Genomic DNA, 20,014 nt, shown 5'->3' with positions numbered 1-20,014 from the left:
CCGCAGGGGAACGCACGGGCGTGAGTCCGATGCCGGGACACGGAAGCCGTGAAGGTTCGGGGGGAGAGTGCCATGGGGGAGTTCCTGAACGCTGCCTGGGCCTTCCCCTCCCTGTCGTTCGGCACGACTCTCGTCGCCGTGGCCGCCTTCTGGCTCCTGGCGCTGCTCGCTGCCGCGGAGCGCGACGGCTTCGCCGCCGCCGCCGACCGGGAGGCGCCGCGTCCCGGCCCCGTGCGGCCGCCGGTGAAGCCGTTCCCCGATGAACCCGGGCCGTCCCGGCAGGACCGCGCCGGGGTGTCGGCGCGGCGCGGACGCCACCGGTCCGTCGCCTTCGGGCCGTACGACTCCTCCGCGCGCACCCGGCGACGCGGGTAACGGTCGCTCCGGGAGCACCCGAGGTCGGGTGCCCGCGCTCGCCGGGAGCACTCGGCACCGGGTCCTCGCCGGCTCCGGGAGCACCCCGGCACCGGTACTCGCCCTCGCCCTCGCCAGGAGTACCGGGCAGGGGGCCACGCCCTCCCCCGGAAGCGCCGTCACGGGGCGCCCGCCCTCCCCCGGCACACCCGACTCGGGCTGCTCGCCCGCCACTTCTGTCCCGCCGTCCCAGTCGGCGGCTCCCCTATCCTCCATCGACACGGGGTTTCTCATGGATGCCTTCACCATGGGCATCGGCGCACTCGTCGCCGTTGCCCTGCTCATCACCGTTGTTCTGCTCTTCGCGGTCGGTCGGCTGTTCCGCAAGGTGGAGCAGGGCAAGGCGCTGATCGTCTCCAGGATGCGGAAGGTCGACGTCACGTTCACCGGGCAGGTGGTTCTGCCCGTCCTGCACAAGGCCGAGGTCATGGACATCTCGGTGAAGACCATCGAGATCTCCCGGACCGGCCGGGACGGCCTGATCTGCCGGGACAACATCCGCGCCGACATCCGGATCTCCTTCTTCGTCCGGGTCAACAAGACCGTCGACGACGTCATCAAGGTCGCCCAGGCCATCGGCACCGCCCGCGCCAGCGACAAGGAGACCCTGCAGGAGCTCTTCAACGCCAAGTTCTCCGAGGCGCTGAAGACGGTCGGCAAGCAGCTGGACTTCACCGACCTCTACACCAAGCGCGAGGAACTCCGTTACCGGATCATCGAGATCATCGGCATCGACCTCAACGGCTACAGCCTGGAGGACGCGGCGATCGACTACCTGGAGCAGACCCCGCTCACCCAGCTCGACCCCGGCAACATCCTCGACGCCCAGGGCATCCGGAAGATCACCGAACTGACCGCCCTCGAGAACGTCCGTACGAACGAGTTCCGCCGGCACGAGCAGAAGGAGATCACCCGGCAGAACGTCGACGCCCGCGAGGCCATCCTGGAGCTGGAGCGGCGCCAGGCCGACGCCGAGATCAAGCAGAAGCGCGAGATCGACACCGTACGGGCCCGTGAGGAGGCCGAGACCGCCCGGGTGGTGGAGGAGGAGCGGCTGCGGGCGCAGAGCGCGTTCCTGAAGACCGAGGAGCAGCTCGGCATCCAGCGCGAGAACCAGGCCCGCGAGGTGGCCGTGGCCCAGAAGAACCGCGAGCGCGTCATCGCCGTCGAGAACGAGCGGATCGAGAAGGACCGCCTCCTCGAAGTCATCGCCCGGGACCGGGAGACCGAACTGACCCGCATCTCCGCCGAGAAGGAGGTGGAGTCGGAGCGCAGGGACATCGCCGAGGTGATCCGCGAGCGGATCGCGGTGGACCGTACGGTCGCCGAGCAGGAGGAGTCCATCAAGCGGCTGCGTACGGTCGAGGAGGCCGAGCGCACCCGGCAGGCGGTCGTGATCGCGGCCGAGGCCGAGGCACAGGAGAAGCTGGTCAAGGACATCAAGGCGGCGGAGGCGGCCGAGCAGGCCGCCGTGCACCGGGCCGCGGAGGAGCTCACCCTGGCCGAGGCCCGCAACAAGGCGGCCGACATGGACGCCCGCGCCAAGATCCGCCTCGCCGAGGGCGTACAGGCCGAGGCCGCCGCCGAGGGGCTCGCGGCGGTCCAGGTACGGGAGCAGGAAGCCGGCGCGATCGAGAAGACCGGCCGCGCCGAGGCCGAGGCCACGGAGGCGCGTCTGCGTGCCGAGGCGGAGGGCCTGCGGGCCAAGGCGCTCTCCGAGGCCACGGCGATCGGCGAGAAGCTCAAGGCGGAGGCGGAGGGCCTGAACCAGAAGGCGATCGCCGTCGCCGCGTTCGACGAGGCGTCCCGTACCCACGAGGAGTACCGGCTGCGGCTGGAGGCGGAGAAGGAGATCCGGCTCGCCGGTCTCGACGTGCAGCGGCAGGTCGCCGAGGCGCAGGCCACCGTTCTCGCCACCGGTCTGGAGAACGCCGACATCAACATCGTCGGCGGGGAGTCCGTCTTCCTGGACCGTCTCGTCCAGTCGGTCGCCCTCGGCGCGTCCGTCGACGGCTTCATGGACCACTCCCGGACCGCCCGTGCTCTCACCGGCCCCTGGCTGAACGGCGAGGGCTCGTTCACCGAGGACCTGACGAAGGTGCTCGGCTCGCTGTCCAGCGCCGACGTGCAGAACCTCAGCGTCTCCGCGCTGCTCGCGAAGGTCATGAAGTCCGGTGTGCTCGACGCGCCCTCCCCCGGTCCGGGCCCGGTGGCCCCGGCCGAGACCGTCGCGCTGAACGGCGCGGCCGCGAACTGACCGCCCCGGGGGGAGCGGTCACAGCGGGTCCGGCGCCGGTGTACGGGGGTCCTCGGCGCCGGGCCCGTATCCACCACGGCACAAGGAGCGGATCGAGATGAGCGCCGGGATCGACCAGGACACGTACGGGGTGCTGCGTGGCCGGCTCGCCGCGCAGGCGGCCGAGCTGGCCGAGCGCGCCCGGGCCCTCAACGAGGCCCGGATCGCGGCCTTCGGGTCCGGCGAGCTCGCCCTCACCGGCACCGGCCACCTCCGCACCGAGCGCCCCCGCACACCCCGGGACGTCGTCACCGTCGGTGACGGCATGCTGCTCCTCGGCTCTCACACGTCGTCCCCGGGGCCGGCGGGGACCTCGGTCGCCGATGTCTTCACCCTCTACGACCGCGACCTGGACCCGCTGCCCGAGGGAGCCGTGCCCGGGTTACTCGACGACCCCGGTTTCGTACGGGAGTTCGCCGCGCTGCACCGCTATTTCCGGGGCGCGCGGCTGCTTCGGCTGCGGCGGCTGGAGGACCGGCTCCTCGCCGTCTTCCGGACCGGGGAGCAGGCCGACGACCTCCGTGTCCTGCGCTGGTCCGTCGATCCGTCCGGAGCGACGCGGTTCCTCGACGCCCGGGGCGAACGCGACCATGTCGCTCCGCCCTCCCAGGACGTCGACTGGGTGGAGACGAGCCGCGACGACCAGGTGCCGGGCCGCCACCCGCACCTCTCGCTCGGCGGCCGCCTCTTCGTCTCCACGGTCGGTGGTGCCCTGACGCTCAAGACGGAGAACGACACCGAGGCGGCCGGAGGCGTCCACACGGAACCCGTCGACGAGCCGCTGCAGTCCCTGGCCGACGCAGAGGTCGCGTACGCGGTCGTGGGCGCCCTGATCCTGGTGCGCGTCCGCCCGTACAAGGAGGAGGTCCGGCGGCACCTCGTCTTCAACACCCTCACGGGCGCGACCGTCAGGGTGGACGGCATCGGCCAGGCGTGTCTGCGGCTGCCCGAGGACGAGGGGATCGTGTTCCCCGGCGGCTACTGTCTGGCCTCCGGCGCGGTGAGGACCTTCGAGACCGACACGTCGGGGCTGGTCCTCGACCGGGCGATCCGTTCGCCCGACGGGGAGAACCTCCTCTTCGCGTTCCACGCACAGGCGGAGAGCCGCGGCCTGCTCCTCCCGTACAACCTGATCCGCAAGGAGATCGCCACTCCGGTGTCCTGCCGCGGGTACGCGCTGTTCGACGACGGGACGCTGGCCGTTCTGCGCGGCGAGTCCGGGGAGCCGGGCCGCGTCCACCCGGTGCAGATCTGGCGGACGCCGTACGTCGCCGACACCCGCACCGCACCGGCGGGGGACGGCCCGCTGGCCCGCATCGGCAACGCCGATCTCGTCCGGGGCATCGCCGACTGTCTGTCGATCGCCCGGCAGGCCGCCGAACCGACACCCGCCGCAGAGGCGTACGAGGCGCTCGTCGCCGCCTGCGTCCGGGCGGGCGACGTCCACCACTGGCTGGGAGACCCGGAAGCCGGCGATCTGGGCGCGCCGCTGACCGGGCTCCGGGACACCGCCGCGCAGGTCCTCGACGCGTTCGCGACGGTGACGACCCTCACCCGGCAGGCCGCCGAAGCGCTCGCGGAGTCCGCCCAGGGCATCGCACGACTGGTCCGGCGCGTCCGCGGCGAGGCGCCCGCCACGGCCGAGGAATGGATCTCCCGGATCACCGAACTCCGGCGGGCACAGGGCCACCTGGTCACCCTGAAGGAGATGCGGTACGCCGACACGGACGGCATCGACGCCCTCGCCCGGGACGTCGAGGCCGACATCGTCACGGCCGCCCGGCGGGCCGTCGCCTTCCTCCGGCGCGAGGACGCCTTCACCGCCCACCACACTGAGGCGGACCGGCTGGCGGGCGAGGCAGAGGCCCTCACCACCGTCGCCGGGGCGGGCCCGGTCGCCGAACGACTCGACGCGCACACCGCCGGTCTGCGGATTCTCGGCGAGATCGTCGCCGGTCTCGACATCGGCGACGCCACCGCACGGACCTCGATCCTGGCGCGCATCGCCGACGTCCTCGGCACGCTGAACCGCGCCCGGGCCGTTCTCACCGCCCGCCGCGCCGACCTTCTGGACCAGGAGGGCCGGGCCGAGTTCGCCGCCGAGTTCGCGCTGCTCGGGCAGGCCGTCACCGGAGCCCTCGCCGCCGCCGACACCCCCGACCGCTGCGACGACCAGCTCGGGCTGCTCCTGCTGCAGCTGGAGAACCTGGAGTCCCGCTTCGCCGAACACGACGGCTTCCTCGCCGACATCGCCGAGAAGCGCACGGGGATCCACGACGCCTTCACCGCCCGCCGGCAGTCCCTCCAGGACGCCCGGGCCCGCCGCGCCGAGCAGCTCGCCGGCTCGGCCGGCCGGGTGCTGGACGCGATCGCCCGCCGGTCCGCGGCCCTCGCCGACCTGGACGGGGTCCACACGTACTTCGCCACCGACCCCATGGTCGCCAAGGTCCGGCGCACCGCCGCCGAACTGCGGGAACTCGGCGACCAGGTACGGGCGGAGGAGCTGGAGAGCCGCCTCGGCGCGGCCCGCCAGGAGGCCGGACGCGCACTGCGGGACCGCACCGAGCTGTTCTCCGACGGCGGCGACGTGATCCGGCTCGGCCGGCACCGGTTCGCCGTCAACCGGCAGGCTCCCGAGCTGACCCTCGTACCGTACGAGGACACCCTCGCCCTCGCCCTGACCGGAACCGACCACCGGACGCCGGTCACCGACCCGGACTTCGCCGCGACCCGCCCGTTCTGGCACCGGACCCTGCCCTCCGAGTCGCCGGAGGTCTACCGCGCCGAACACCTGGCGGCACGACTCCTGGCGGAACACGGCACGGACGGCCTGGCGGGCGCCGACCTGGCCGCTCTCGTACGGGGCGCGGCGGAGGCCGCCCACGACGAGGGCTACGAACGAGGTGTCCACGACCACGACGCCGCGTCGATCCTGGAAGCGGTGCTGGCGATGGCGGAGGGGGCCGGGCTCCTGAGGTTCCCGGGGGCGGCACGCGCGGCCGCCCAGATCTTCTGGGCGCACTCCACCACGCCCGACGCCCGCGACCAGTGGACCCGCCGGGCCGTCGCGCTGAACCAGGCCCGTGACCTCTTCGACGCGGACACGGCCCTCGACGGCCTGCGGCGGGAGCTGGCCGCGGAGACCGGCGACCCGGCGGCCGCCGCGTACCTGATCGCCGAACTCGCCTCCACACCAGAGGGGTTCGCCCTCTCCGACGCGGCGCGGACCTTCCTCGACACGTTCCGCCGTGCCGTCGGCAGCTCCGTGTACGACGACGCCCTCGCCGCCCTCACCGGGCCGGCCGCCCGACGGCAGTTCGTCGAGGCCTGGCTCACCTCCTACGCGTCCGCGTCCGGGGAGCAGCTCGACGAGGGCGTGCTCGCCGAGGCCGTCGCCGTCGAACTCTGCCCCGGACTCGACCGCTACGAGGTCGCCGCCCCCACCACGGCGACGGTCACCGGTCTCCTCGGCAGCCACCCCCGCGTGGTGGGAGGCGCGCTGGAACTGCGCCTCGACGAGTTCCTGACCAGGACGAGGGAGTTCGCCGCCACCGAGGTGCCCGCCTTCCGTGCGTACCAGGACCGCAGGGCGCGGCTCGTCGCCACCGAGCGCGCCCGGATCCGGGTGGACGCGTACCGGCCGCGGGTCATGGCCTCGTTCGTCCGCAACAGGCTCGTCGACGAGGTCTACCTCCCGCTGATCGGGGACAGCCTCGCCAAGCAGCTCGGCGCGGCCGGGGACGCCAGGCGCAGCGACTCCCACGGCCTGCTGCTGCTCCTGTCCCCGCCCGGCTACGGGAAGACGACGCTGGTCGAGTACGTCGCCGAACGCCTCGGCCTGCTCCTCGTCAAGGTCGACGGACCGGCCCTCGGCCGGAGCACGACCTCCCTCGACCCCGCCGAGGCCCCCGACGCGACCGCCCGCAGGGAGCTGGAGAAGATCGGCTTCGCACTGGCCGCGGCCAACAACGTCCTGCTGTACGTGGACGACATCCAGCACACCTCGGCCGAGCTCCTGCAGAAGTTCATCCCCCTCTGCGACGCCACCCGGTCCCTGAACGGCCACGACCTGCGGGGAAAACGCTTCGCCGTCTGCATGGCCGGAAACCCCTACACCGAGTCGGGGCACGCCTTCCGCGTCCCGGACATGCTCGCCGACCGCGCCGACGTGTGGAACCTCGGCGACGTGCTGACCGGCAAGGAGGAGGTCTTCGCACTCAGCTTCGTCGAGAACGCCCTCACCTCCCACCCGGTCCTCGCGCCGCTGGCCGGCCGCGAGCGCGCCGACCTGGAACTCCTGACCCGGCTGGCGGCCGGAGACCAGACCGCGCGACGCGACGGACTCACCCACCCCTACGCCCCGGCCGAACTCGACCAGGTCCTCGCGGTCCTCCGTCACCTCCTGACGGCCCGCGAGACCGTGCTCGCCGTCAACCGGGAGTACATCGCCTCCGCGGCCGTCGCCGACGAGGCCCGCACCGAACCGCCGTTCCGGCTCCAGGGCTCGTACCGCACCATGAACAAGATCGTGGCCCGTATCTCGCCCGCCATGGACGCGGCCGAACTCGCCGCCGTGATCGACGACCACTACACCGCGGAGGCCCAGACCCTCACCACCGAAGCCGAGGCCAACCTCCTCGACCTGGCGGCCCTCCGCGGCCTCCTCACCCCCGCGCAGGACGTACGCCGGCGCGAGGTGGCCGCCGCCTACACACGCGGCCGGGCGCTCGGCGGCTCGGCCGACACCCCTCTCGCCCGCGCCGTCGCCGCCCTCGGCCTGCTCGCCGACCGCATCGCCGCCGTCGAGACCGCGATCACCCGGGCGACGGGCCCCCGCCACCTCCTCGCACGCCCACCCGTCCGGCACTCACCCCGCCCGGACGCACCCGCCCCCGAGCGGGGCCAGCACGGAGAGACGGCGCCGGAGTGACGGTGCCGGAGTGCCGACAAGCCCGGTCCGGGGCGGCTCACCACCAGTAGGCGGGGTACCTCGGCGCTGCGCGCCGGACGCGGGACGCGGCGTACGCGGTCAGGACGAGCAGGACCGTGGACCCGAACAGCAGAGGGACGAACCGGCCCGCTGCGGGTTCCTGGAGGGCGATGACGACGGCGGTGGCACAGGCGGGCGAGTGCGGGGTCCGGGCCAGTGTCGTCAGGGCGAGGGTGACGCCGGCGGCGAGGGCGGCGGCCCATGCGCTGCCGTGCGCCGCGAGGGCCACCGCGTATCCGGCGGCGGCACCGAGGAGGTGGCCGACGACCACGCTCCGCGGCTGGGCCAGCGGCAGCGCGGGGGCGCAGTGGACCAGTGCGGCGCTGGCCGCGAGCGGGGGTATGAGCACCGGCTCGTGGAGGGCGGCTCCGATCGCGACGAGCGCGAGGAGGGCCGCTGTGGCGGCGCTGACGTTGTGGGCGGCGGCCGCGGGCGTCGGTCGCGCCGGGGCACGGCCGGCCATGCGGGCCAGGCGCGGGCGCCGGCCGCGGGGGACGGCGGCGGGGCCGGTCGCACCCGGGACGGGGTCGGGGCCGGTCGCACCCGGGGCGGGGTCGGGATGCACAGCGATGTCGGTACTCATGTGATGCGGGGTTTCCGGGACAGGCGGCCGTGGGCCGGACGAGACGGAGCGGGGGCGGTCGGTCGCCCGGGACTCTGTGGTCGACAGCCGGCCCGGTCCCGCGCTCGGCCCTGGTGCGGCGGCGCGGCCTCGCACCACTCTAACCAGCGGGTTCTCGGCCGCTCGGCCGGGGGCGCAACCGGGCGTTCGGCGTAATATGGGGGGAATGAGCCCAGTCCGTTACGAGCTGGTGTTCTCCGACGACACGGGTTCGGCCCAGGACGTCGTGGTCGTCGAGCGCACCTCTTCCAAGGGTCCCGGCGGCCATCCGGTCTACGCCGACCCCACCGGCATCATCCGGGCGGAGATCAGCGATCAGGACGAGGTGCGCGTCCTCGCCTCGGGCGGGCACCAGGCCCCGGCCCAGAACGTCCTGGCCCGCCGGCGCGACGACGCCGATCCGAGGGATCCCGCCGGCCCCTCCACCTCCGCCACCTGACCGGTACGCCACCCGGCGGAGCCGTCGCGCGGAGGAACGTACCGCGCTGCGCGCACGGCGGCGGGAACTGCGGGCGGGAAACCGCCTGCCGGCGCCCCTCAGGAAGCGCAGGCGGGCGGCGCCACTCACCCGTGACCGGGGCGACGGGCCGCGGCGGGGTCGGCCCTGCTCCCGCGCGGGCGGCGGCCGCGGTTCAGTATCCGGTGCCGCGCTTGACCTGGGCCCGCTCGGCGTCATGGGTCGCGCCCTTGTCGTCCAGGGTGCGACACGCGTCGGCGATGTCCTGGCTCAGGCGATCGATCTGTTCGCGGCTCAGGGTCTCCTTGACCAGGGCACGCAGGATCTTCACCCGCTCCGCGTCGGGCGGGAGCGTGTACGCCGGCACCATCCAGCCGCGTTCGGCGGAGAGTTGCCAGGCGATGTCGGACTCGTCGTAGGAGTGCTTGCCGAGAAGACGGAAGGCGACCAGAGGCAGTTGCTCCTCGTCGGCTCCGATCAGTTCGAAGCGCCCGCTGCTTCGCAGGTTGTCCGCCAGCACGCGGGCGTTCTCCTGCATCATCCTCATCACGTAGGTGTAGCCCTGACGGCCGAGCCGTACGAAGTTGTAGTACTGCGCGAGCACCATCGACGCACCGGTGGAGAAGTTCAAGGTGAACGTCGAGTCGGTCTTGCCCAGGTAGTTCTCGTAGAACACGAGGTCCTTGGACAGGTCCGACTCCTCGCGGAAGATCAGCCAGCCGATGCCCGGGTAGACCAGGCCGTACTTGTGGCCCGAGACGTTGATCGAACGGACCTGCTCGAGCCGGAAGTCCCACTTCGAGTCCGGGTAGAGGAAGGGCCAGACGAACGCACCGCTGGCGCCGTCCACGTGGATGGGAATGTCGAGGTCCCGCTCCTTGCGGACGTCTCGCAAGAGCTTGTCGATCCCGACGACATCGTCCTTGTGGCCCGTGAAGGTGGTGCCGAGGACGGCGACGACGCCGATCGTGTTCTCGTCGAGGTGGGGCTCCACGTCCTCGGGGCCGATCGTGTACTTGCCCTCGGCGAGCGGCACGATCCTCGGCTCGACGTCGAAGTAGCGGCAGAACTTCTCCCAGACGACGTGGACGTCGCCGCCGAAGACCAGATTGGGCCGATCGATCGACAGGCCGGCCGCCTGCCGCCGCTCGCGCCACTTCCACTTCAGTGACAGCCCTCCGAGCATGATCGCCTCGGACGAGCCCTGGGTCCGGCATCCGGTCGTGTTGCCCGGCGCGTTGAAGAGATCGGCGAGCATGCGGACGCAACGCTGCTCGATCTCGGCGGAGATGGGGTACTCCGCATGGTCGATGAAGTTGCGGTGGAGGTTCTCGGCGATGAGCCGCTGCGCCTCCGGCTCCATCCACGTGGTGACGAACGTGGCGAGATTGCGTTGCGGGTCGCCCTCCATGGCGAGATCCACATCCACGAGCCTCATCGCGTCCGTCGCGGCCATGCCCTCCGCCGGGAAGGTCTCCGAGGGAGCGGGCACGGTCAGGAATCGATTACCGAACAGAGACGCGTCGTCACGCTTGGTCATACGAGGATTCAAACAGCCCGGATGTCCGCCTTCTCGGGGGACACGCCGAGGTGAGACATTCGCGAGGACACCGTGTGCATCGCGGACGGCACCCTGCTCCGCGCTCGTGGGATCGCTGCTCCGCTGCGGTGACGGGGCTGCGTGTGTCGGGCGTGTCGGTGGGACCGGGAGGCCCCTCCACAGGATGGTGACGGCCGCAACACCGGCCCTGGACCGGACCACGACCGCCACAGCGAATGGACATGGTGTGACCAGAAGACACAGGCGGCACCGGGGTGTCGGCGCTGCGGGCGTGGCGCTGGCCCTCATCTGGGGGTGCGCCACCGCCGGGAACGCCCGGCCCACCGACGCGACACCCGGCGACTTCGAGCGGGCGGCCGAGCAGGCGGCAGCGGAATTCGGTGTGCCGAAGGAGGTACTTCTCGGCGTCAGCCACGAGTCCTCGTGGTGGGAGTCCCATGACGGCCGCCCGAGCACCAAGGGCGGCTACGGGCCGATGCACCTCACGGACACGACGTCCGGGGGAACGTACGACCATCGCCCGGGCGAAGGACCGGTGGACGCGACGGGTACCGACGACCCGTCCGAGCACACGTTGCAGGCCGCCGCCGCGATGATCGGCGTCGCGCCCCCGACCCTCCAGCGGGACGAACTGCAGAACCTTCGAGGCGGCGCCGCACTCCTCGCCTCGTACCAACGGCGGATCACCCGTGCGCTGCCGACCGACGCGGGTGACTGGTACGGAGCCGTGGCGCACTACAGCCAGGCCGCCGACACCGCCACGGCCGGACGGTTCGCCGATGGCGTGTTCGCGGTGATCCGTGCCGGCAAGGAGCGGGTGCGCAAGGACGGCCAGCGGGTTTCCCTGACGAAGGCGCCGTCCGTCCGACCCACGAGGTCACAACTCGCGTCCCTGGGGCTGCGGACGACGGCCGCTGCGGCAGTGGAGTGTCCCGGCGAGCTGAATTGCCGGTTCGTTCCCGCAGCCGCCTCGAACTACCAGGTTTCCAGCCGGAGTTCGAACGGCATGGATATCGACTTCATCGTCATTCATGACCTCGAGGGGTCCTACGACGGAGGCGTCAGCTGGTTCCAGGATCCCGTGAGCGGGGCTTCCGCGCACTACGTGATGAAGGCCGACGGCACTGCGGCCACGCAGATGGTCGCCACCAAGGACATCGCCTTCCACGCCGGAAACTACTGGACCAACCTGCACGGCGTCGGCATCGAACTGGAGGGATACGCCGCCCAGGGGCCCACCTGGTTCACGCCGGCCCAGTACCAGGCGACCGCCGCGCTGGTGGCCTACCTGGCACGGCGCTTCGACGTCCCACTGGACCGCACGCACATCATCGGGCACGACAACGTCCTGCCGCCGAGGCCGGCCCGCGTGCCGGACGCCCACTGGGATCCCGGCCCCTACTGGGACTGGGAGACGTTCATGGCTCTCCTCGGCACCGACCAGCGCCGGGCACGCGAGGCCGAGGGCGGCGAGGCGGGCGGGAACGTCGAGGTCGGTCAGGCGGTCACGATCGCCCCGGCCTACGCCCGGAACGAGCAGACGGTCACGGTGTGCGCCCCGACGTGCCGGTCCCGGACACAGCCCTCGAACTTCCTCTACGTGCGCACGGAGCCCGGCGCCGACGCTCCGCTCGTCTCCGACCTCGCCCTTCGCCCCGACGGGTCGGCGGGAAGCAACCGCATCGACGACTGGGGATCCACCGTGATGTGGGGCCAGGAATTCGTGGTCGCCGACATGCGAGGGGACTGGACGGCCATCTGGTTCGGTGGCCGGAAGGGATGGATCCACAACCCGGCGGGCGTGAACACCCGCCCCGCCCCGAACGCGCGGATCGTCCGTCCCGCCGGCGGGACGAAGTCGGTCTCCGTCTACACGACGGCCTACCCTCGTGCCGACGAGTACCCCCAGGGAGTGCCCGCATCGGAACAGACGCGGTTCGACATGTACGCGTTCCCTCAGGGGCAGGCGTACGTGGCCGCTCCCGCGTCAGTGGGCGCCGACGACTTCTTCCCTGCCACACCCACGCGCCCGGAGATCGTGGTCACCGGTGACCAGACGTACGACGTGATCCAGTACAACCGGCGCCTGGCCACCGTGAACACCACGGAGACGGGCTGACCGCGAGGAGCACCGGCAGGACCAGGAGCCTCCTGTTCATCGGCGGCGTCCGCATGTCCTTCCCCTCGATGGCCACGATGCCGTTCCGGCACTGTCGCCGTCACGGCACGGCTGAGGGGAAGGGCCACGGATCCTGCGACCGGGGCGGGTTCCAGGTGGGAGAGGGGGCCGGCGGTGCGAACGGGCCCGCGCGGTTCTCCATGAGGACGAGCATGACGATGGCGAAGACCCCGGAGGCGACGATCAGGGCGAGACCGATCGGGTTCCTGGCGTTGTAGACGTAGCGGCTGGTGCCCCACCTGCTCTTCTTGAACACGGGCTCGTCATGGTTCATCGCGAGGGGACTCCTTGTTCGCCTTTGTTCGCCGCTGCGCTTCCCGGCGCTCCGCGACCGACCGTACGACGTCCGTACGCGGGGTCGGCAGGTCCAGGACGGGCACCAGGGACCTGCGCAGACTGCCGGAGTCCGGCAACGCCGATCGGCCGCGGCGACCGGCGGACCGGCGCCGGGCACCGACGCCTCCGCCGGCGTTCGGCGCCTTCAGGAGGGAGCGACCACGGACCGCGTCGCCGAACCGCCCGGCCGGCCGGCAGGGTCTGGCAGTGGCCTCGACGTGTTCCCGCATGCCGGGAACGACCACGATCGTCGGCACCGCGGCCCCGGAGCGTCGCACGCCTAAGATCACCGAGAGGGGAGCCGACGGACGAAACACGGGAGAGGCGGCGAACATGGCGGACGAGCGCGTGTACCTGGTGACCGGCGGCGGAACGGGGATCGGGGCGGCGACCGCGCAGTCGTTGGCCCGGGCCGGACACAAGGTGGCGGTCTCCGGGCGCCGCCCCGAGCCGCTGCGGCTGGTGGCCGAGGAGACCGGCGCCCTGCCCGTACCGTCGGACATCGGGGACCCCGCCGCGGTGGCCTCGCTCGTCGAGACGGTGGTCGGCACGTACGGGCGGCTCGACGGCCTGGTGCTCAACGCCGGCATCGGGCGGGGCGGCGGGGTGGGAGAGGTGACCCTGGAGGACTGGGACGAGGTCATGCGGACCAACCTCACCGGTCCGTTCCTGCTGCTGCGCGCCGCACTCCCCCACCTGCTCGACGCCCGCGGCGCAGTGGTCGCGGTGGCCTCGGTGTCCGCCCTGCGCAACGGCGTGGGGAACGCCGCCTATGCCACCTCCAAAGCGGCGCTGCTCCAGCTGTGCCGCTCGCTCGCGGTCGACTACGGGAGCGCAGGACTGCGCGCCAACACCGTGTGCCCGAGCTGGGTGCGCACCGACATGGCCGACCGCCGCATGAACCGGTTCGCCGAAGAGGCGGGCCTGGGCGGGGACGGTCTGGAAGCGGCGTACGAGGAGGTGACCCGGATCCTGCCCGCCGGGCGGCCCGGTGAACCACGAGAGGTCGCGGAGGCCATCGCCTGGCTGCTGTCGCCCGCCGCCTCGTTCGTGAACGGCGCGGTGCTCACCGTCGACGGCGGCGCGACCGCCCTCGACCCGGGCACCCTCGGCTTCGAGTTCCGGCTGGAACCACGCGCCCCGAGGGCCTGACCGACAGTCACGACCCCGGGAGCGGAACTCAGTAGGGAAGGCCCTCGGATGCCGCACGGAGAGCGGCCAGGAGGCAGGTGGCGATCTCGCCGCCCGCCGCCTCGGGCTCTTCTGCGTACCGGTGGGCGAAGTCCTCTGCCGCCGCTCGCAGTGCCCCGTTGACGGTGGCCGCATGCACCTTGATCCGTAGGTCGTCGGCGCTGCCTCCGGACCGCTCTGCGAGGAGTTGGGCGAGGACCGGCAGGGCTTCGTCGTGCGCGTGGAGCCAGACGGCGCGCAGCGCCGGGTCGGTGGTGGTCATGCGGATCAGATCGAGGATGGCGGGGGCCTCGGCAGGCAGTTCACCGAGCCGCATCGATCGCGTGACGAACTCCAGCAGGCCCACATCGGCGGGCCAGTGCCGCAGTTGGGCGACGGCGAAATCGAGCCCGGCGGAGAGCAACGGAAGGACGCAGCTCTCCTTGGTGGGGAAGTGACGCCACAGGGTGCGCGAGGAGATGCCGACGGCGCGGGCGATCTGTTCTCCCGTGGTGCCGGTGACGCCGTGCGTGGCGAACAGGCGGACGGCCTCGGCGGCGATCTCGAAGCGGAGCGTCTCTTTGCGCCGCTCGGCGAGCGACGGTCTGGCGTCGGCCCGCACTGCCCTCGCCCGGTACGCCGTCGGCGTCTCGTGCACCTTCGCCCCCTCCGGCCTCCGTCTGTCGTCGCAGCATAGCGAGCCCTTCAGAAATGACACATGCAGACGCCTTGTCACTGACTGACACACAGACCTACGCTGCCGTAAGTGACCAGCGAGTAACTATGCTGTCTCGCGACGGGACTTGGCATGCGCAGGCCACAGAATGCGAGCTCGGGCGACGGCATGAGCCACCGGACACCCACCCCGCCCGAGCCGCTCGCACAGTCGACCGATGGACGGCGCCCCACCCCACCCAAGGAGCCGCACGTGTCCCGTTCCACCCTCCCCACCCCCGCCGACCGCAGCGACAAGGCCGGTCGGCGCCTGCTGGCCGGCTTCGTCGTCGCCGGCACCGTCTGCGCCGGCCTGTCCGCCACGCCGGCCTCCGCGGCCGCACCGGAGCCCGTCGTCTCCCGCGGAGTCACCATCCCCGCCTTCTACACCCCGCCCACCGAACTCCCCACGAAGAACGGCGCGTTGATCCGCACCGAGGCCCTGCCGCTCGGGCTCCGCATCCCCGGCCTTGACGGACGCCCGATGCCCGGCACCGCGACCCGTCTGATGTACCGGTCGACCGACTCCGCCGGACTGCCCGTCGCCGTGACCGGTGCGTACATCGAGCCCTCGGCGACCTGGAAGGGCACCGGACCGCGCCCCCTGGTCGCGGTGGCCTCGGGAACCATGGGCCAGGGCGACCAGTGCGCTCCCTCCTTCGCCCTGCAGAACCCGCTCACCCTCACCGGCGACACGGTGTCCGTGGGCTACGAAGCCCTGGCGATCTACCGCCTCCTCTCCACCGGGGTGGCCGTCGTCGTCACCGACTACGTCGGCCTCGGCACCACCGACCGACTCCACACCTACGTCAACCGCGTCGACCAGGCGCACGCCCTGCTCGACGCGGCCCGCGCCGCCCACGCCGTACCCGGAGCATCGATCACCGCGGCATCCCCCACCGGCCTGTACGGATACAGCCAGGGCGGCGGAGCCGGCGCGGCCGCCGCGGAACTCCAGCCCTCGTACGCACCCGACGTCCCGCTGGCCGGCACCTACGCGGGCGCGCCTCCAGCCGATCTGAACTCGGTCATGAAGGGCATCGACGGCAGCGCCCTCGCCGGTGCGCTGGCCTGGTCGATCAGCGGCTTCGCCCAGTCCGACCCCGACCTGCGCGCGGTCGTCGACGCGAACATCAGCCCGACAGGCAAGGCCGCCCTGGCGGACGCCTCGACCATGTGCGTCGGCGACGCCCTCTTCGGTTACGGCTTCACCAAGAGCAGCGGCTGGACCACCAGCGGCAAGCCCATCGGCGACATCATCGCCGCCGACCCCCGGGCGAAGGCGGCCCTGGACAGGCAGCGCATCGGCACGCTCAGGCCGGCCGGACCCGTGAGGCTGGCCACCGGCGTCCAGGACGACATCGTCCCCCACTCCCAGGTCCGAAAGCTCGCCGTCGACTGGTGCAACAAGGGCGCCGACGTCACCTACGACGCCATCGCGCTGCCGAACCTCGGCAACAAGATCCTCACCAACCACCTCGTGCCGCTCATCACCGACCAGGGCGACGCCATCTCCTGGCTGACCGACCGTCTCTCCGGCAAACCGGCCGCCTCCAACTGCTGGACGATGCCCTTCCAGCTCTGAACCCGCCCATACCCACGACGGCATGCCGCGCCGGCCGGAGCGACCCCCGGCGGGCGCGGCATGAGCGCGGTCGGGCCTGCCCGCCTCCGAATGAGTCCCGTCATCCGGAGTGAATCCTTTCACGTCGATTCACGGACCGGCATCTTGACCCTTTCATCGAATCGTGTTTCCGTAGCGATGAAACGATTCATAGGTCAGATTCACAAGCCGACGCGAACAGGCGCGGCCCAGGTTCCGAGGTTGCCCCATGACTGTCGTACCGGACACCGTCAAGGCCGCGCTCAAGGCCCAGACCATCGAGACCCCCTCCTGGGGCTACGGAAACTCCGGCACCCGCTTCAAGGTGTTCGCACAGTCCGGAGTGCCCCGGAACCCGTGGGAGAAGCTCGACGACGCATCGAAGGTTCACGAGTTCACCGGAGTCGCCCCCAAGGTGTCCCTGCACATCCCGTGGGACAAGGTCGACGACTACGCCGCCCTCGGCACGTACGCGAAGGAGCGCGGCCTCGAACTCGGCGCGATCAACTCCAACACCTTCCAGGACGACGACTACCGCCTCGGCAGCGTCTGCCACCCCGCCGCGAAGGTGCGCCGTCAGGCCGTCGACCATCTTCTGGAGTGCGTCGACATCATGGACGCCACGGGTTCGCGCGATCTGAAACTGTGGTTCGCCGACGGCACGAACTACCCCGGCCAGGACGACATCGTGGCGCGCCAGGACCGGCTGGCGGAGGCGCTGTCCGAGGTGTACGGGCGGCTCGGGGACGACCAGCGGATGCTGCTGGAGTACAAGTTCTTCGAGCCGGCCTTCTACACGACGGACGTCCCGGACTGGGGCACCTCGTACGCCCACTGCCTCACGCTGGGCCCCAAGGCGCAGGTCGTCGTGGACACCGGGCACCACGCCCCCGGCACCAACATCGAGTTCATCGTGGCCTTCCTCCTGCGGGAGGGAAGGCTCGGCGGCTTCGACTTCAACTCGCGCTTCTACGCCGACGACGACCTGATGGTCGGCTCCGCCGACCCGTTCCAGCTCTTCCGGATCATGCACGAGGTCGCCAGGAACGGCGGTCTGGACACGGCCGCGAACGTGGCCTTCATGCTCGACCAGTGCCACAACGTCGAGGCTAAGATCCCCGCGGTCATCCGCTCGGTGATGAACGTCCAGGAGGCCACCGCCAAGGCCCTCCTCGTGGACCTCGACGCACTCGCCGCCGCGCAGCGCGCCGGTGACGTCCTCGCCGCCAACGCGGTCCTGATGGACGCCTACAACACCGACGTACGGCCTCTGCTGCGCGAACTCCGCGAGGACCAGGGCCTCCACCCCGACCCCGTCGCCGCGTACGCCGCCTCCGGGTGGCAGGAGCAGACGGCGGCGGATCGCGTGGGCGGCGAGCAGGCCGGCTGGGGAGCCTGACCGACCCGGCCTGCCGGAAGCCGCCCCGGCCGGCCGGGTGGACCGCCGCAAGGAAGCTCCGCCCCCTCCCTCCCCCGCACGTTCGACTCCGAAGGACAGATCGCTCATGGCCACCCACCCCGAAGTCGCCGCCCTCCTCGGCCGCGCGCGCCGGCTCGGCTCCGACCCCCGCAACACCAACTACGCCGGAGGCAACGCGTCCGCCAAGGGCACCGTCACGGACCCGGTCACCGGCTCGGACGCTGAGCTGATGTGGGTGAAGGGTTCGGGCGGCGACCTCGGCACGCTCACCGAGGACGGCCTCGCCGTCCTGCGGCTCGACCGGCTGCGGGCGCTCAAGGACGTGTACCCCGGGGTGGAGCGCGAGGACGAGATGGTCGCCGCGTTCGACTACTGCCTCCACGGCAAGGGCGGCGCCGCGCCGTCCATCGACACCGCCATGCACGGCCTGGTGGACGCCGCCCACGTCGACCACCTCCACCCCGACTCCGGCATCGCACTCGCCTGCGCGGCGGACGGCGAGGCCCTGACCGAGGAGTGCTACGGCGGGAAGGCGGCGTGGGTGCCGTGGCGACGCCCCGGCTTCCAGCTGGGCCTGGACATCGCGGCGATCAAGGAGGCCAGCCCCGAGGCGGTCGGCGTGGTCCTGGGCGGGCACGGCATCACCGCCTGGGGCGCGAGCGCCGAGGAGTGCGAGACCAACGCCCTCTGGATGATCCGCACGGCGGAGACCTTCCTCGCCGAGCGGGGCAGGGAGCAGCCCTTCGGTGCGCCTCTGGAGGGTTACGGTGCGCTGGACGAGGAGCGGCGCCGTGAGCGGGCCGCAGCGCTCGCGCCCGTGATCCGGGCGCTGGCCTCCCAGGACCGGCCGCAGGTCGGCCACTTCACCGACTCCGAGGTCGTCCTCGACTTCCTCTCCCACGACCGGCACCCGCGCCTCGCGGCCCTGGGCACCTCGTGCCCGGACCACTTCCTGCGCACCAAGGTCCGTCCGCTGGTCCTGGACCTGCCGCCCACCGTCGAGCTCGGTGCGGCGGTCGCCCGGCTGGAGGAGCTGCACGCGGAGTACCGCGAGGAGTACGCCGCCTACTACGCGCGGCACGCCACTGCCGAGTCCCCCGCGATGCGCGGCGCCGACCCGGCGATCGTCCTGATCCCCGGGGTGGGCATGTTCTCCTTCGGCAAGGACAAGCAGACCGCCCGGGTGGCCGCCGAGTTCTACGTGAACGCCGTCAATGTGATGCGCGGCGCGGAGGCGGTCTCCTCGTACGCGCCGATCGAGGAGTCGGAGAAGTTCCGCATCGAGTACTGGGAGCTGGAGGAGGCCAAGCTGCGGCGCATGCCGAAGGCGAAGCCGCTCGCCACCCGCGTCGCCCTGGTGACGGGCGCGGGCTCGGGCATCGGCAAGGCCATCGCACAGCGGCTGGTGGCCGAGGGCGCGTGTGTCGTGGTCGCCGACCTGAACGGCGAGAACGCGACCGTCGTCGCCGAGGAGCTGGGCGGTCCGGACAGGGCGGTGGCGGTCACCGTGGACGTCACCTCCGAGGAACAGATCGCCGCCGCGTTCCGTGAGGCCGTCCTCGCCTTCGGCGGAGTCGACCTCGTCGTCAACAACGCGGGGATCTCCATTTCCAGGCCGCTGCTGGAGACCACCGCCCGCGACTGGGACCTCCAGCACGCCGTCATGGCCCGCGGCTCCTTCCTCGTCTCCCGCGAGGCCGCCCGGATCATGATCCGGCAGCGGCTCGGCGGCGACATCGTCAACATCGCCTCCAAGAACGCCGTCTTCGCCGGTCCGAACAACATCGCGTACTCGGCCACCAAGGCCGACCAGGCCCACCAGGTCCGGCTCCTCGCCGCCGAACTCGGCGAGCACGGCATCCGCGTCAACGGCGTCAACCCCGACGGCGTCGTCCGCGGCTCCGGCATCTTCGCCGCCGGCTGGGGTGCCCAGCGGGCCGCCACCTACGGCATCGCGGAGGAGAAGCTCGGCGAGTTCTACGCCCAGCGCACCCTCCTCAAGCGCGAAGTCCTCCCGGAACACGTCGCGAACGCCGTCTTCGCCCTCACCGGCGGGGACCTCACCCACACCACCGGCCTGCACATCCCCGTCGACGCCGGTGTCGCCGCGGCCTTCCTCCGCTGACGGGGCACCCCGATCACCCGGGGGCGATCACCTGACGGCGGGATCCGCCCCGGGCACACAGCGGACCGGCGGCGGCTCCGTGCGGTCACCCGGCCCTGACACCGCGCCCGCGCGGCACCGCCGGTCC

General features: G+C 72.0%; 13 protein-coding genes. 9 read left to right on the top strand and 4 right to left on the bottom strand.

What is annotated here, in order from left to right; translation table 11 throughout:
- Positions 1–72: 72 nt before the first annotated feature.
- The 3 genes from ACZ4XX_RS23785 to ACZ4XX_RS23775 all read left to right on the top strand — a co-directional run bounded on the left by ACZ4XX_RS23785 (position 73) and on the right by ACZ4XX_RS23775 (position 7,640).
- Complete coding sequence (locus tag ACZ4XX_RS23785) at positions 73–375, top strand: hypothetical protein (protein WP_468509875.1); 303 nt, start codon at positions 73–75, stop codon at positions 373–375.
- A gap of 271 nt (positions 376–646) precedes the next feature.
- Positions 647–2,671 (top strand): flotillin family protein, encoded by a 2,025-nt coding sequence (locus ACZ4XX_RS23780; protein WP_468509874.1) that lies wholly within the window; start codon positions 647–649, stop codon positions 2,669–2,671.
- A gap of 97 nt (positions 2,672–2,768) precedes the next feature.
- Positions 2,769–7,640, top strand: coding sequence for a DNA repair ATPase (locus ACZ4XX_RS23775; RefSeq protein WP_468509873.1), 4,872 nt, complete (start codon positions 2,769–2,771; stop codon positions 7,638–7,640).
- A 37-nt stretch (positions 7,641–7,677) separates the two neighbouring features.
- On the opposite strand, the gene ACZ4XX_RS23770 is transcribed toward ACZ4XX_RS23775, so the two are convergent.
- A complete protein-coding gene (locus tag ACZ4XX_RS23770) occupies positions 7,678–8,283 on the bottom strand; it encodes an HPP family protein (RefSeq protein WP_468509872.1) in 606 nt (201 codons plus the stop codon).
- A gap of 205 nt (positions 8,284–8,488) precedes the next feature.
- On the opposite strand from ACZ4XX_RS23770, the gene ACZ4XX_RS23765 reads away from it, so the two are divergent.
- Complete coding sequence (locus tag ACZ4XX_RS23765) at positions 8,489–8,761, top strand: DUF6296 family protein (RefSeq protein WP_468509871.1); 273 nt, start codon at positions 8,489–8,491, stop codon at positions 8,759–8,761.
- Positions 8,762–8,954: 193 nt separating this feature from the next.
- On the opposite strand, the gene ACZ4XX_RS23760 is transcribed toward ACZ4XX_RS23765, so the two are convergent.
- Complete coding sequence (locus ACZ4XX_RS23760) at positions 8,955–10,319, bottom strand: glutamate decarboxylase (protein WP_468509870.1); 1,365 nt, start codon at positions 10,317–10,319, stop codon at positions 8,955–8,957.
- Positions 10,320–10,566: 247 nt separating this feature from the next.
- On the opposite strand from ACZ4XX_RS23760, the gene ACZ4XX_RS23755 reads away from it, so the two are divergent.
- Positions 10,567–12,459, top strand: a complete 1,893-nt coding sequence (locus tag ACZ4XX_RS23755) for an N-acetylmuramoyl-L-alanine amidase (protein ID WP_468509869.1) — start codon at positions 10,567–10,569, stop codon at positions 12,457–12,459.
- 100 nt (positions 12,460–12,559) lie between these two features.
- Here the strand turns inward: ACZ4XX_RS23755 and ACZ4XX_RS23750 are convergent, their stop codons facing one another.
- A complete protein-coding gene (locus ACZ4XX_RS23750) occupies positions 12,560–12,793 on the bottom strand; it encodes a hypothetical protein (protein WP_468509868.1) in 234 nt (77 codons plus the stop codon).
- 395 nt (positions 12,794–13,188) lie between these two features.
- Between ACZ4XX_RS23750 and ACZ4XX_RS23745 the strand changes: the two genes are divergently transcribed.
- Positions 13,189–14,007, top strand: coding sequence for an SDR family NAD(P)-dependent oxidoreductase (locus ACZ4XX_RS23745; protein ID WP_468509867.1), 819 nt, complete (start codon positions 13,189–13,191; stop codon positions 14,005–14,007).
- Positions 14,008–14,035: 28 nt separating this feature from the next.
- Here the strand turns inward: ACZ4XX_RS23745 and ACZ4XX_RS23740 are convergent, their stop codons facing one another.
- Positions 14,036–14,683 carry a TetR/AcrR family transcriptional regulator gene (locus ACZ4XX_RS23740; RefSeq protein ID WP_468509866.1) on the bottom strand — a complete coding sequence of 216 codons (648 nt, stop codon included), beginning with the start codon at positions 14,681–14,683 and terminating at the stop codon, positions 14,036–14,038.
- A gap of 186 nt (positions 14,684–14,869) precedes the next feature.
- Here ACZ4XX_RS23740 and ACZ4XX_RS23735 point away from each other — a divergent pair, with 186 nt between their 5' ends.
- The 3 genes from ACZ4XX_RS23735 (at position 14,870) to ACZ4XX_RS23725 (ending at position 19,887) form a co-directional block, all read left to right on the top strand.
- Positions 14,870–16,324, top strand: coding sequence for a lipase family protein (locus ACZ4XX_RS23735; protein WP_468509865.1), 1,455 nt, complete (start codon positions 14,870–14,872; stop codon positions 16,322–16,324).
- 247 nt (positions 16,325–16,571) lie between these two features.
- Positions 16,572–17,741 carry an L-rhamnose isomerase gene (gene rhaI / locus ACZ4XX_RS23730; RefSeq protein WP_468509864.1) on the top strand — a complete coding sequence of 390 codons (1,170 nt, stop codon included), beginning with the start codon at positions 16,572–16,574 and terminating at the stop codon, positions 17,739–17,741.
- 106 nt (positions 17,742–17,847) lie between these two features.
- Positions 17,848–19,887, top strand: coding sequence for a bifunctional aldolase/short-chain dehydrogenase (locus ACZ4XX_RS23725; protein WP_468509863.1), 2,040 nt, complete (start codon positions 17,848–17,850; stop codon positions 19,885–19,887).
- Positions 19,888–20,014 lie beyond the last annotated feature (127 nt).

The sequence above is a fragment of the Streptomyces sp. NPDC029956 genome (assembly GCF_055574655.1).
The sequence above is the reverse complement of the archived record's forward strand: the minus strand, read 5'-3'. Positions and strand labels throughout refer to the sequence as shown.